The following is a 13,768-nucleotide window of genomic DNA, read 5'->3' on the forward strand; positions in this document are numbered from 1 at the left end:
GAACAGCGGCTTTTCGATTGATATTATCTTTCCTACTCTTTGTGCGTTCCTGTTGCGATCATTGCGCAGCGGAAACCTACCATCGCAGTAGCAGAATCCTGATCCATATAACGGCGCGTTCCCGGAGACAACCAGTAAGCCACGTCAGACCATGAACCACCTTTGTAAACTCTCAGCTTGTCGTCAACCATTGAGTTGTTACCTTTCGAGTCATAGTTTTTGGCTTCATCCTGGTAACCGTCGCGACGGAAAGAGTTCAGGTCGTTTACATCGCTGTTTGAAAGCGGGCGGTACACATCGTAAACCCACTCACTTACGTTACCGGCCATGTCATAAAGACCGTTGTCGTTGGCCGGATATGACCGGATTTCCTGTGTAATGATCGCACCATCGTTGGATTTACCCGCGATACCGGCATAGTCACCAGGACCACGTTTGAAATTCGCGAGCATTGTTCCTTGTTTGCGGCCACGTGGGTTACGCATCGTAGAACCATCCCATGGATAAATTCTCGAGTTCGCCTGGTTTTCATCAGAATATTGCGTTCCGATCATCGCCATTGCTGCATATTCAAATTCTGCTTCTGTCGGAAGACGGTATGGAGGCATTACGTAGCCACTTTCAATGCGAAGTTGTGGTGCGGGACCATCAGCTGCTGCAACCGCTTCGCCTTCTGCTTTCTTCTTCTTGCCGAAAGAGAATCCTTTTTTCTTCTTGGTTCCGGCGCTGGCGCCCTTGGCGTTGTTAACCTGGCTTACAGCAGCGGTACGCCATGCACAATAGTCGTTGGCCTGAACCCACGAAACACCAACCACCGGATAGAGGCGGAAGCCCGGGTGACGGAGGTACATAGTTACGTAAGAGTCATTGAATGACAACTCGTTATACCAAACTGTTGTATCAGGAAGTGCCTTAGCATAGAACTCTTCCGAAGAATCTCTCTGGATCGCATTCAGGTATTCGAGGTAGTGAACGTTCGCCACTTCGGTTTGGTCCATGTAGAACGACTGGATACTGACAGTCCGTTTCGGGTTATCCCGGCGGGCCATCACATCCTCTTCCAAAGAACCCATCGTAAAACGCCCACCTTCGATGTACACTAGGTCAGGACCGGCCGGCAAAGCTTTGTATTGCTTTACTTCAAACCCGTCTTTGCCGTTGTAAGCCAAGCCTGTTTTAGAACTGGTCTTGCCAGGTTTCAAGCTGGTTGGCTTCTTTTTACTACACGCAGTTGCCGCTAATAACACTATCAGAATCAGCGCGATCGACCGGGTACCCATCTTTTGCATGCAAATCATTGCTTTAAAGTGACTTAAGTGTTTGGTATTTTATAGTATGCGAAACCGCAAATGTATGAAATCAATCGATATTATTTTTAAAAATCAATTATCAGGTAACCGGGATCCGTTTGCTACTGGGTCATTTCCATCAGCACCTGGCGTGCCTGATCAATGCTTTTGATGTCCTCACAAATCAGTATCAGCTTGCCTTTCTGATCTTTAAGCGAAATTTGCTTAGGGTGTTTTTTAATGTAATCGATTACCTGCCCAAACTTCGCCGACTGAAAGAATTCGTCATTCTGCGAAGTAACGAAGTAGCCTTTCATCGTATTGCTTTTCAAAGTCAGTTTTTCAAACTGCAAAGCCTCTGCTTCCCAGCGCAAACGGACTGTTTTCAACAAATCCTGCACCTCATGCGGCACCGGACCAAAGCGGTCGAGGATTTCTTTTTCGAATTTCCCCAGTTCTTCCTCTGTCGCAATATTATCGAGGCGGGTATATAACGACAACCTTTCGGAAATATTTTTGACATAATCATCCGGTATCAATGTCGCGAAATCCGTTTCGATCTGCGTATCCGGCACCAGATTTTTCGGCAGGCTGAATACCCCCTCGAACAGATCCTTAAACTCATTACTTTTCAGCTCCTGAACGGCCTCGTCGAGCATTTTGTGGTATAATTCATATCCCAGATCATTCACAAAACCGCTTTGCTCGGCACCCAGCAGGTTACCAGCACCACGGATGTCGAGGTCACGCATCGCCACTTTAAAACCGTCGCCCAGGTCCGAAAACTCTTCCAGGGTCTGTAAACGTTTGCGTGAATCGCTGGCAAGGGTCGATGCCGACGGCGTGAGCAGGTAACAGAATGCCTTCCTGTTCGAGCGTCCCACGCGACCGCGCATCTGGTGCAGGTCCGAGAGCCCGAACATGTGTGCTGAATTAATAATAATGGTATTCGCATTGGCAATGTCGATCCCGGATTCGATGATATTCGTCGAAACCAGAATGTCGTACTCGCCTTCGATGAAATTCATCATCACTTTTTCCAGCTTATCGCCGTCCATTTGCCCGTGCGCCACGCCTATGCGCACATCGGGCACGAGGCGGAGGATGATATTCGCGATGGATTCGATGTCGTTGACCCGGTTATGAACAAAGAAAACCTGACCACCGCGCTGGACCTCGAAGCTGATCGCATCGCGGATGAACTCCTCGCTAAATGTGTGCACTTCCGTCGTAACCGGCTGGCGGTTAGGCGGCGGAGTCGCGATGACCGAAAGGTCGCGTGCGCCCATGAGCGAGAAATGCAATGTGCGCGGGATCGGCGTCGCGGTAAGCGTAAGCACGTCCACATTCACGCGCATTTCTTTTAGGCGGTCTTTGGCTTTTACGCCAAACTTCTGTTCCTCATCGACGATCAGCAAGCCAAGGTCTTTGAATTTCACATCCTTATTCAAAATGCGGTGGGTACCGATCAGAATATCGATCTTGCCCTCCTCGGCCTGTTTCAAAGTGTCTTTAATCTCTTTCGTAGACTTAAAACGGTTGATGTACCCCACCCGCGCAGGAAAATCGGCGAGGCGCTCGCTGAACGTCTTATAATGCTGCATGGCCAAAATCGTCGTAGGCACAAGCACCGCCACCTGCTTGCTGTCACAAACCGCTTTAAATGCAGCGCGGATCGCGATTTCGGTTTTACCGAAACCTACATCCCCGCATACGAGCCTGTCCATCGGATGGCCTTTCTCCATATCGTCCTTCACATTGGCGGTCGCAGTTGCCTGATCGGGCGTGTCTTCATATATAAAGGAAGATTCCAGCTCCACTTGCAGGTAATTGTCTTTCGAGAATGGGAAACCCGGTGCCTGGCGCCGCTTGGCATACAATGCGATCAGCTCGTGCGCGATGTCTTTCAGCTGCTTCTTAACCTTCGACTTTTTTGCTTCCCATTCGCCGGAACCCAGCTTGCTCATGGCAGGCGGCGTGCCCTCCTTGCCTGTATACTTCGCAATTTTGTGCAGGTTATGCACACTCACATACAGCAAGTCGTTGTCCCGGTAAATAAGCCGCACCGCTTCCTGTTCCTTGCCATTCACATCCTTGCGCTCCATACCGGCAAACCGGCCGATCCCGTAGTCGACGTGCGTCACAAAGTCGCCTACCTGCAAGGATTTCAGCTCCTTCAAGGTCATAGCCTTCGATTTGCTGAACTTCTCTTTCAGGCGGTATTTATGAAAACGGGCGAAAATCTGGTGATCGGTGTAGCACGCCACTTTCAGGTTGTCGTCCACAAAACCCTCCCGAAGCGAAATGTGCATCGGCCTGAATTTCACGAACGGATCAAGGTCTTCGAAAATCCTCTCGAGGCGATCGAGCTGCTTGGGCTGCTCGGCGACGATGATATTCATATAGCCTTTGTTCTGATTGTCGGACAAATCATCCAAAAGCCTTTTAAAATCCTTGTTAAACGAAGGCTGCGGTTTCGAAGAATAGGGCAGCTTTATTTCGGTTTTGAAATAGGATTTCTTACCAAATTCAACCGTTTTGAATTTCTTGACCTGATTCAAGAACCCGCGCCGCGTTTCAAAAAGCTCGTTGGGGTTCGAAACGATCTGCACGCCGCCTCCGGTTACTTCTTCCAACGCCTTTTCAGCCCTTTCGAAGCATTTTTCAATCACTTCCAGTGTCAGTTCCGCATCCTTGAACCATACGGCGGTATCATCGGAGAAGAAGCTCAGAAACGAATCTCGCGTCTCATGCGACAATTTCTGCTGAATATCCGGCACGATGTTGATCTGCTTCGCGCTCTCAATGGACAGCTGCGTATCCGGGTCGAACGAGCGGATACTCTCCACTTCATCCCCGAACAGCTCGATCCGGAACGGATGCTCGTTAGCAAATGAAAACACGTCGAGAATCCCCCCGCGCACCGAAAACTGCCCGGCTTCGAATACGAAGTCGGTAATTTCAAAACCATAGCTGTTCAAAAACTCCGTCAGAAATGCAGGATCGAGCTTTTCTCCCACTTTCACTGAAAACGTATTGGCTTTCAGCGATCGCTTGTTGATTACCTTTTCGAACAATGCTTCCGGATAAGTCACAATTTGCACCGGCGTGTTGCGTCCTGCGCTGAGTTTGTTCAGGATTTCACCGCGCATAAGCACATTTGCATTATCTACCTCCTCATAGTGGTAAGGCCTTTTATAGGATGTAGGATAAAACAGGACTTCGGTAGTGCCTAGCAGATTTTGCAGGTCGTTCTGAAAATAGGCGGCTTCCTCGCGGTCGCTGAGAATGTACAATGCCGGTGTTTTCTTCTTATGCTGCACGGCAGCGGCAACCACCGCGTCGAGGCTTCCTACCAACCCCTTTACCTGCACATGCGCCGCGTCGGGATCCTTAGAGGCAATCTGCGCGCTCAGCACATCCATGTAGCTGTCGCCTCCGTACAGTGTTAATAAGTCTTTAACTTCCAATTATATCAAATGCTGTGCAGCCTCAACCGCAGTGAACGTAAACGCAAAAAGCCGTTTCGGGAAATTTCCCGACCGGCAAAATAAATAACAATGGCTGGCCGCTTTTTGTTGCTGTAACCAACCGGGCTACAAAAATAGCCCTAAATCATTCCGCGTAAAAATCGGTCAGATCATTTTATTTTTACCTTTTCTCATCCCAATCCCTCATGACCGACTGGCTTAATCAACCCGTTTCGTTGGCAGGACTGCCGACAACCATGCTCGAAATCCTGGGTTTCATCACCGGGGCGATCTGCGTTTACCTTAATACACGGCAGAATGTGCTCGGCTGGTTTTTCGGGATCATTAATGCGGTGTTATACGGGGTGGTTTTCTGGCAGGTAAGATTGTACGCCGACATGGGTTTACAGGGCTACTACTTTCTGACGAGCATTTATGGCTGGTGGATGTGGAAATTTGGTGGACAAAACCATGACGGCCTCCGTGTTACGCGCACACCTGTGAAACTCTACCCGATTTTTGGGCTAATTTTTATCGCAGTAACCCTCTCCTGGGGGTTTTTATTGGGCAAATTTACCAACGCGAGCCTCACTTACGCCGACTCGGCGCTGACGATCGCCAGCCTGATCGGCCAATGGATGATGGCCCGCAAATACCTCGAAAATTGGATCGTCTGGATCGTCGCCGATGCAGCTTATGTGGTGGTTTATTTCTACAAAGACCTACATCTTACCGCGATTTTGTACGGCGTCTTTCTCATACTTGCGGTCATCGGGTTCGTACAGTGGCGCAGGGACGTTGGCACGTACGGTCAGGCGTAGTCAGGATTGGTCATTGGTAGTCAGGTATGGTCATTGATGGTCATGTGTAGTCTTGAATGGTTGGTAGTCAGGAATTGGTGTTGTTTAAATCTCCTCCATTCAGGCTACACTTGACAACTACTGACTATTCTTGACAACACATGACAATACCTGACAACAAATGACAAACCAACGTCTCCATTATGAACGACGTTCAGTCGAGCGTATCGAACGGAATTTCCTGATCTTCGAGCAATGTGCGGATGCGTGGCGAATCCTGGAAAACGATTTGCAGCTCCTTTTTCGCTACACCTTCCTCTTCCTCGTCGAGCCATTTCCAATCCTCGGCAGTGGCGTCGAAAATATCGATGATGGTCAACAGCTTATCTTCGGATTTTTCTCTTGAAAGCCATTCACCGGAATTTCCGATGTAGATAATCACCTTTTTTTCATCGATCCATTCCAGGTCGTTGAGCATTTCGTCAAGAGCTTCGAGGTTTTTGCCGGAATAATCGGGGAAATGCATCGCAGCGGCGATCGCCTCGTGGAAATCTTTGACGGAAGTTGCTTTGGCTCCGTCGATATGGGCTATAAATGCACCCAGGAACGTTTTACGGACATCGGATTCTTCCCGGGCCAGCAGGAAGTGTGTGTTTTTCATAGAGTCGTTGATTTAAAACACTGCAAGTTAGAGAAAAATGGACGTGCAAGTCCAACCTTTCAGTAGTGTTTTACTTCAAATACCGCTTTCTTAACAAATGCATCATATGTACATTGATACCCCACTGATCCGATAGCGGCTGATGTGTAAACGGTACGGTTGGTTGATAATTCGGCGGCCCGAATTCCGTCAGAACGGTCAGCGTTTCACCGCTTTTGACTTTGTACTCAACCACTTTGTCCCACCACGCCAAATGGGCCTTCACAGCCGCCTCCCATTCCGGTGCTCGCGGGTCGTTCACCTGCGGGCCTTCCTCGTGCCCTACGCGTGAGTGTATGTGCCCCACACGAGCCAGCGCGAGCTGAACCGTTTCTTCCTGATCCTGCAAAAGGCTTTCATGCACATTACACCAATGCGAAATATCGAGTGTAAGCCTTAATGCGGGGTTTTTCTCGATGAAATTCCGGGCTATGTGCGCCGCAAAAAGCATCCGCCCGCGGTGGGTTTCATGATAAATAGGTATGCCGCTTTTGGCAGAAGCCTCGGTGGTATGATCGATAAACGCCTTGTTTTGTTCGTAAGTGAAATGGTCTCGGCCGCTGTGGCAGTTGATGTAAAGCGGTTTCACAGGCCATTGCGTCGTAGCCGCGTCGATCTGCGATTTGAATGCATTCAAATGAGCCTTATGATCCCGCTCGCCCGATCCGCAGAGAAACCCCACTTCGAGGTTATGCTTTTTCAATGCGTCGAACAGCTCCTTCTGCTTGTCTTTCGAGCCCTGCCACCACATTTCGATGCCATCGTAACCTTCTTTTTTAACGGCAGCACAAAACTGGTCGGTAGTTCCCTGAAAGCCCCAGTTGGTACCGAGTACTTTCAATGACAGTTTATTTTCAAACTGCACCGCAGCTTTGTTCGCGTCGGCAATGGATTCAAAAGTGGTCAATGCGCCAGCGGCAGCCGCGGCGGAGCCAATGAAATTTCTTCGGTTCATTTCTAATTTTCGAACGGTTGAATAGGTCAGGTATGGTCAGGAGTTGTCAAGAATAGTCAGGAGTGGTCATTGGTGGTCAGGAAGTTGTCAGCAAAAAAATCGCCCCAATACTTGACTACTATTGACAATAATTGACCAAACCTGACAACACAAGACAACACATGACAATACATGACTACTTTTTAGTGGCAACTGGCTTGCCCGCAGCGGTACTATCGCCTGCTTTCAGGAACTGCGCCACCTCGGCTTCACTGAAACCATTGACGATCTGCAAACCGGGGGACTGCTTCGCTGCTTGTGCCACTGCGCTATCGGTTACGCCCGATTGCCACACATAAATCGATCGCAGGCCTTTCATCGACGCGATATTTTTCAATCCCGCATCGCCCATTTTGGTATCGATCACATTCAGGTATTCCAAATGCGGCAGGCTTTTGATTTGCGCAATGCCCTGGTCTGTCACGCCGGAGTGCTCCAAATGAAGCTTGGTGAGGTTTTTCAGTTTGGCAATTTCTTTCAATCCGCTGTCGGTGATCTGGGTACCGCCCAGTTTCAGCCAGGTTACCTGCTCTGCTACGGGTAAAAGCAATGCAATGTCCTTATCACTGAACTGTGGCGCATTCACCGCGCTCACTTCCAGCAAATTCTGGTCTTGCGATAATGTATTGACGATCAATCCAGCTTTCCGCAACGCCTGGATATCGCTCTCTTTCGCAGGCGAAACCTTCAATGTCGCAATCGCGGATTCTTTCTGTTTTGCACCGCCGGATCCACCCGTCGCCGAACCGCCTCCGAGCGATGCAAGCGCCGGTTTTACCTGATCGGGCACGGTTAGCTCAGATACTTTTTTATCCGCGGGCGCTCCCTGGTCAATCCACCAGGATAGCAAGGCAATTTGCTCGGTGCTCAATTGCGGTTTGCCTTTGGGAGGCATGTGGTTGTCGTCGCTTTCATCGAGCAGGCAGCGCTTGATCATATCGCTTTCTGCACCTTTGCCTGCTACCAGTGCCGGGCCGTTTTCACCGCCTTTCATGAGCAATGCGAGCTCGTCCATACGCAAATCGCCCTTTTTCTTGCTGGCATTGTGGCATTGTGTACAGCGCGCTTCGAGGATAGGCTGAACAATATCTTTGTAAACCAATGCCTGCTGCACATCGGTAATAGGCTTGATTTCCTTCGCTTTTTCCTCGATAGGATCCATTCCTGCAAGGCTGCGGAACGGCTCGGGCGTGTATTGGGTGAGATAGCCGTCGCCATGCGTGAGTGAACCACCGTCGTGGCCGGCTGTCATGGTTAACAACACCGCCACCGCAAATGCAGGCAAGTAAACGACCTTTCCAAACGATATTTTCCCGGCCAACCGGTCCGATTTGACCAGCCAAGCCACCCAGGCGAATACTGCCACACCAATGCCTTTCCACATGTGCGCACCCAGCAGGTCTTCGTCATAACCGCCGCCAAGCGACAGCAAGTAACCCGCGATACAGGCGAAAGTGGCACTCACCGCCGACCAAAACAGTACAAAAACCACGGTGGATTCGCTCACCGAAATCTTGCCGGTCCTGCGACCGATCTCAATGAGGGCTGCAATCAACAAAAAGCCAATGGGTAAATGCACCAGCACAGGGTGGAACCGCCCGATAAACAATGCCCAGGGCGACGCTTGAAGAAGAGGAATGAGCATACTGGAAATCAACATTAAGGGGTTAGGATTATTCAATCATTGCATTACAATCTGAAAACCTCGGGACATGGGATCGCCACCGGAGAATTGTCAGAGTTTACTTCCATGATGTCCGCCATATGGTCCCACCATTTTTTCATAATGGGCAGTGCGGGAAGGCTGGCGGTGGTGTCGGTAGCACCCAGTTTTTGAAATGCGAAGAGCGCAAGCGTGGCTTCGTCGAGGAAAATATAGTATTCCGTAATGCCTGCCTCTTTCAAAAGCTGGCTGAGTTCCGGCCATATTTCGTCGTGCCGCTTCTTGTATTCCGCTTCAAATCCCGGTTTGAGCTGCATCCGGAATGCCTTAACTGTTTCCTCCGCCATGGTTTGTTTTAAATACTGCTAAAATGTGACTAGTTATGCGATCACTTGCTTCACAACTTTCCCTTCGGTATCTGTCAGCCTGAAATTTCTTCCCTGGAACGGATAAGTAAATTTCTCGTGGTCAAAACCCATTAAATGCAGGATGGTCGCCTGCAAATCATGCACATGGACACGGTCTTTCACACCGTAGTAGCCCAGTTCGTCGGTTTCGCCGTGGCTGTATCCTTGCTTCACGCCGCCCCCTGCCATCCACATGGTGTAGGCTTCGAGGTGGTGGTCACGGCCCATATAGGGCATTACAACGCCATTCCGGTTTTCCTGCATGGGCGTCCGACCGAATTCCGCGCCGAATATGACCAGCGTTTCTTCCAGTAACCCGCGCATTTTGAGATCTTTGATCAATGCGGCAATGGGCTTGTCGGAAATCTGGCATTTAGAACGCAGCCCGCCTTCGACATTGTCAGTCGCGTTGGTCCCGTGCCCATCCCATCCCCAGTCGAAAAGCTGCACAAATCGCACATCGTTTTCGATCAGCTTCCGGGCAAGCAGACAGTTCATACCAAAGCTTCCTTCTCCGGCTTTTACTCCATACATATCCAGAATAAATTGCGGCTCCTTGGCCACATCCATTACCTCCGGCACCGACATTTGCATTCGGAAAGCCATCTCATACTGGCTGATTCGCGTCAGAATCTCCGGATCCTGCACTTCCTCGTAAGTCTGCCGGTTAATTTCGTTGATCGCGTCGATCGTCTTCTTGCGGATGTTACGGTTCATTCCGTTCGGGTCGGTCACGTACAGCACCGGGTCACCGCCGGTGCGGCATTGCACACCCTGATAAACCGATGGTAAAAAGCCGCTTCCGTACACACTTTTTCCTGCATCGGGCTGACGACCACCGGAGGCGAGCACGATAAAGCCGGGCAAATTGCGGTTTTCGGAACCCAACCCATACACTGCCCATGCACCCAGGCTGGGGCGCCCAAGTCGCGGGCTACCCGTATGCAGGAGCAGCTGCGCGGGCGCGTGGTTGAACTGGTCGGTATGCATCGCTTTCAGGAAAGTGATCTCGTCGGCGACTGTCTGCAGATAGGGCAGGTAATCCGATAGCCAGGCGCCGGATTGACCATATTGTGCGAACTTCCCCTGCGGCCCGAGCATCTTGGGTACGCCCTGGATGAATGCAAACTTCTTGCCTTCCAGGAACTCTGCCGGACAGTCCTTCCCATGGTATTTAACCAGTTCGGGCTTGTAATCAAAAAGTTCGAGCTGCGACGGCGCGCCGGCCATGTGGATGTAAATCACACGCTTGGCTTTCGGCGCAAACTGCGGGATTCCGCTACCTGCGAGCGATTCCGATGCGCCAGCGGCATCCCCTGCTTTCGACGAGCCGCAAGAGCCCAGCAGTGAGCCCAGGCCCAGCGCTCCCAGCCCAAAGCCGGCCGATTGCAAAAAGTGGCGGCGCGTCTGGCGCTGCACGTCGGCGTATTGTAGTTCTTTTAGTAGTTTTTCCATTACTCTTTGGTAACGACGTTATCGAGATTGAGCAGGACGTTCGCTGAAACAGTCAGTGCGGCTAGTTCGGGAGATTTTTCCTTTCCATAAACCAAAATACTATCCACCTCCGAAGGCTTTTGCCGGTATTCGTTGAGCGCGTCTCTGTAAACTTTCATCAGTACATTCAAACTTTTTTGTTCGATAGGCTTGAAAGTAAGCAGTCGGTAACCCTCCTTCAATTGCTGCTCGGGCGTCTTGCCGCGGGTCTTCATTTTAGAAGCCAATTTTTCGGCCGCTTCGAGGTATACCGGATCATTCAGGGTTACCAATGCCTGCAGTGGCGTGTTGGTAATGATCCTTCTCGACTGGCAAAATTCACGGCTCGGCGCATCGAAGGTGGTCATCGACGGATAAGGAGCCGTTCTTTTCCAATAGGTATAAACTCCCCGGCGGTATTTGTCCTCCCCTTCGCTGACAACCCAGCTCTCGCCGCTGTATGGCGACTGCCAGATTTTGTCGGGCTGCGGCGGCATCACGCTCGGGCCGTACATTTTACCTGAAATAAGCCCGCTGCAAGCGAGTGCCTGGTCGCGCACCTGCTCGGCGCTCAGGCGTACGCGAGGCCCGCGCGAGAGCCACACGTTATAAGGGTCTTTTTCTTTCCGGTGCCCATCGGAGCGGGAATCCTGCCGGTAGGTGGCCGACATGACGACCGTCTTCAACAATTTCTTGACACTCCATTTATAATCATCCATAAACGAAACGGCCAGCCAGTCAAGCAGCTCGGGATGGGACGGCTCGGCACCTTGTGATCCGAAATCCTCGACGGTTTCCACAATTCCCCTTCCAAAAAGCTGCTCCCAGAAACGGTTCACGATCACACGCCCTGTTAATGCGTTATCTCGACTAACAATCCATTTGGCCAAACCAAGCCGGTCGCGCGAAGCATCTTTCGGTAGCGGAGCGAGCAGTTTGGGGACATCGGGTTTCACTTCGGGACCTTTCACCATCCAGTTCCCTCGGACAAACACGTTCGTTTTCCGCGCAAAATCACCCTTCCCTTCCCAAAGTACGGGCATACTTTCGGTAGGCCTGGTCAATGCGGTGGCGTAGTCGGTGATAATCTGATCGTAACCCGGCTGACCCGCACCCGGCAATGCCTTCTGAAATGCCGCCCACGATATGCGTACCCATTCCTCAGGGGCTTTGGGACTAACTAAAGAGAGGTAAATGTCATGTTTTCCGCTGGTTTTCGTGATCGGAGCCACAATGACCGTATCACGGGTTGGCACTTTAATCGTCGAAAGCACTGGGCCGTCGAGCTTATCCAAATGCAGGGTCAATACCGCATTTTCAGCCCTCGTACCGATATTCATCAGTACATTGTCGGCACCGGTAAGATTTACCTGCGGAATACGCGCATTGCCTTTGTCTTTCACGCCATAATAGGAAATCACTAGCACGGTCGATTGGTCACCTTTCACAAAGTTGTGTGCATTGATTTTCGGCTCCACCACCTTCATGAACTGCGTTTTCGCTTCCAGTTCTTTCGGATCGTATTTCCTCACCCATTCCTTCACCCGTTCGAAACGGGCAGAATCTTCGCCCTTGTAGAACCGTAATTTCGGCCATTCGTCCCACACGTCCTCGTCGCGCGAGTTGTTGAAGAAGGCCGCGTACTTGTAATATTCGTCGTGCGGAATAGGGTCGTAGGGGTGGCTGTGGCATTGGATACAGGCAAATGTAGTTCCCTGCCAAACTTCCCAGGTGGTATTCACCCGGTCGATCAATGCGGCTGTACGAAACTCTTCGTCGTCGGTTCCGCCCTCATTGTTCGTCATCGTATTCCGGTGGAAGCCGGTAGCGATCACGTTTTGCTCAACGGGGAAGCCGTCTTTCTTTTCCGGCAGAAGATCCCCCGCTAATTGTTCGATCGTGAACCGGTCGAATGGCTTATCCTCATTAAAGGATTTGACCACATAGTCACGGTAACGCCACATCGTCCGTCCGCCGTCGCTTTCATAGCCTTTTGTATCGGCGTAGCGCGCGAGGTCCATCCACATCGACGTCCATTTCTCTCCATAAGCAGGCGATTTGAGCAACTTATCCACCACCTTTTCGTAAGCATCGGGCGACTTGTCGTTCTCGAAATCCTGCACTTCTTTTTCTGTTGGGGGCAAGCCGGTGATATCCAGGCTCACGCGCCGAAGTAATGTAGCGCGGTCGGCTTCCGGCGACGTTTTCAGGCCTTCTTCTTTGAGTTTTTTGGCAACAAAATGGTCGATTTCGTTCTTAGCCCACGCCTTATCACCGCTATTCAACAGGCCAAACAGGTTCGAAAAAGTATTCAGGGACGGCACATCCGGCTTCTCTATCTTTTTATAGGCCCAGTGCGTTTCCCACTTCGCGCCTTCATTGATCCATTGTTTCAGGATACCTATTTCCTTTTCATTCAGCGGCGTGCCGTTTTTCGGCATTTTCTCGTCGGGATCGTCCGTCAAAATGCGCCGGATCATCTCACTCGCATCCGCATCACCGCGCACAACGGGTATTTTGCCCGATTTCCCCGGTTCCAGCATTTCGTGCTCAAACAGAAAACTCACGTCGCCGGCCTTTTTCACGCCGCCGTGGCAGCCCATGCAATGCTTGTTAAGGATCGGCTTTACATCCGCATTGTAATCCACCTTCCTGCTCCACGGTAGCCCGCCCCACGAAAAGTACATTACCGGCACAGCTACCACCACTAAACCGATCAAAAATCTGGTATGCATTGGTTTAATTTTAAATAATTATTTCAACAAGAATTACAAAAATACCAAGAGGTTTATCAATACGAAACAATTGTTTATACAAACTTGAAAAATGTTTATACAAACTCTAAAAAAAATTGATACCCATTCGAAAGAACACTGAATTTAAACCCCAAAACCCCGCCGCAACATAACTTAATGAACAAGCAGCATATTTGAGTTATCCTGCTGATTTCATAGCTAAAAGACTGAATTTAA

General features: G+C 50.4%; 9 protein-coding genes. 1 reads left to right on the forward strand and 8 read right to left on the reverse strand.

Annotated features, from left to right (window positions below):
* Positions 1-32: 32 nt before the first annotated feature.
* Positions 33-1,289, reverse strand: a complete 1,257-nt coding sequence (gldJ, locus tag CLV60_RS13015; protein WP_106595867.1) for a gliding motility lipoprotein GldJ — start codon at positions 1,287-1,289, stop codon at positions 33-35.
* A gap of 122 nt (positions 1,290-1,411) precedes the next feature.
* A complete protein-coding gene (mfd, locus tag CLV60_RS13020; RefSeq protein ID WP_106595799.1) occupies positions 1,412-4,759 on the reverse strand; it encodes a transcription-repair coupling factor in 3,348 nt (1,115 codons plus the stop codon).
* A 206-nt stretch (positions 4,760-4,965) separates the two neighbouring features.
* Between mfd and pnuC the strand changes: the two genes are divergently transcribed.
* On the forward strand, positions 4,966-5,580 hold the full coding sequence (gene pnuC / locus CLV60_RS13025; protein ID WP_106595800.1) for a nicotinamide riboside transporter PnuC: 615 nt from the start codon (positions 4,966-4,968) through the stop codon (positions 5,578-5,580).
* 193 nt (positions 5,581-5,773) lie between these two features.
* Here the strand turns inward: pnuC and CLV60_RS13030 are convergent, their stop codons facing one another.
* The 6 genes from CLV60_RS13030 to CLV60_RS13055 all read right to left on the reverse strand — a co-directional run bounded on the left by CLV60_RS13030 (position 5,774) and on the right by CLV60_RS13055 (position 13,531).
* Positions 5,774-6,220 (reverse strand): barstar family protein, encoded by a 447-nt coding sequence (locus CLV60_RS13030; RefSeq protein WP_106595801.1) that lies wholly within the window; start codon positions 6,218-6,220, stop codon positions 5,774-5,776.
* 70 nt (positions 6,221-6,290) lie between these two features.
* Positions 6,291-7,214: a sugar phosphate isomerase/epimerase family protein gene (locus CLV60_RS13035; protein WP_106595802.1), complete on the reverse strand. Its 924-nt coding sequence runs from the start codon at positions 7,212-7,214 to the stop codon at positions 6,291-6,293.
* A 175-nt stretch (positions 7,215-7,389) separates the two neighbouring features.
* Positions 7,390-8,898, reverse strand: a complete 1,509-nt coding sequence (locus CLV60_RS13040; protein ID WP_106595868.1) for a c-type cytochrome domain-containing protein — start codon at positions 8,896-8,898, stop codon at positions 7,390-7,392.
* Positions 8,899-8,942: 44 nt separating this feature from the next.
* Entirely contained in the window at positions 8,943-9,263 is a 321-nt protein-coding gene (gene rhaM, locus CLV60_RS13045) for an L-rhamnose mutarotase (protein WP_106595803.1), read from the reverse strand.
* Between the two features lie 33 nt (positions 9,264-9,296).
* Positions 9,297-10,778, reverse strand: a complete 1,482-nt coding sequence (locus CLV60_RS13050) for a DUF1501 domain-containing protein (RefSeq protein ID WP_106595804.1) — start codon at positions 10,776-10,778, stop codon at positions 9,297-9,299.
* Complete coding sequence (locus CLV60_RS13055) at positions 10,778-13,531, reverse strand: DUF1553 domain-containing protein (RefSeq protein ID WP_106595805.1); 2,754 nt, start codon at positions 13,529-13,531, stop codon at positions 10,778-10,780. Before CLV60_RS13055 ends, CLV60_RS13050 begins: the two co-directional genes overlap by 1 nt.
* Between the last annotated feature and the right edge of the window lie 237 nt (positions 13,532-13,768).

Source organism: Dyadobacter jiangsuensis (assembly GCF_003014695.1).
Lineage (GTDB): Bacteria > Bacteroidota > Bacteroidia > Cytophagales > Spirosomataceae > Dyadobacter > Dyadobacter jiangsuensis.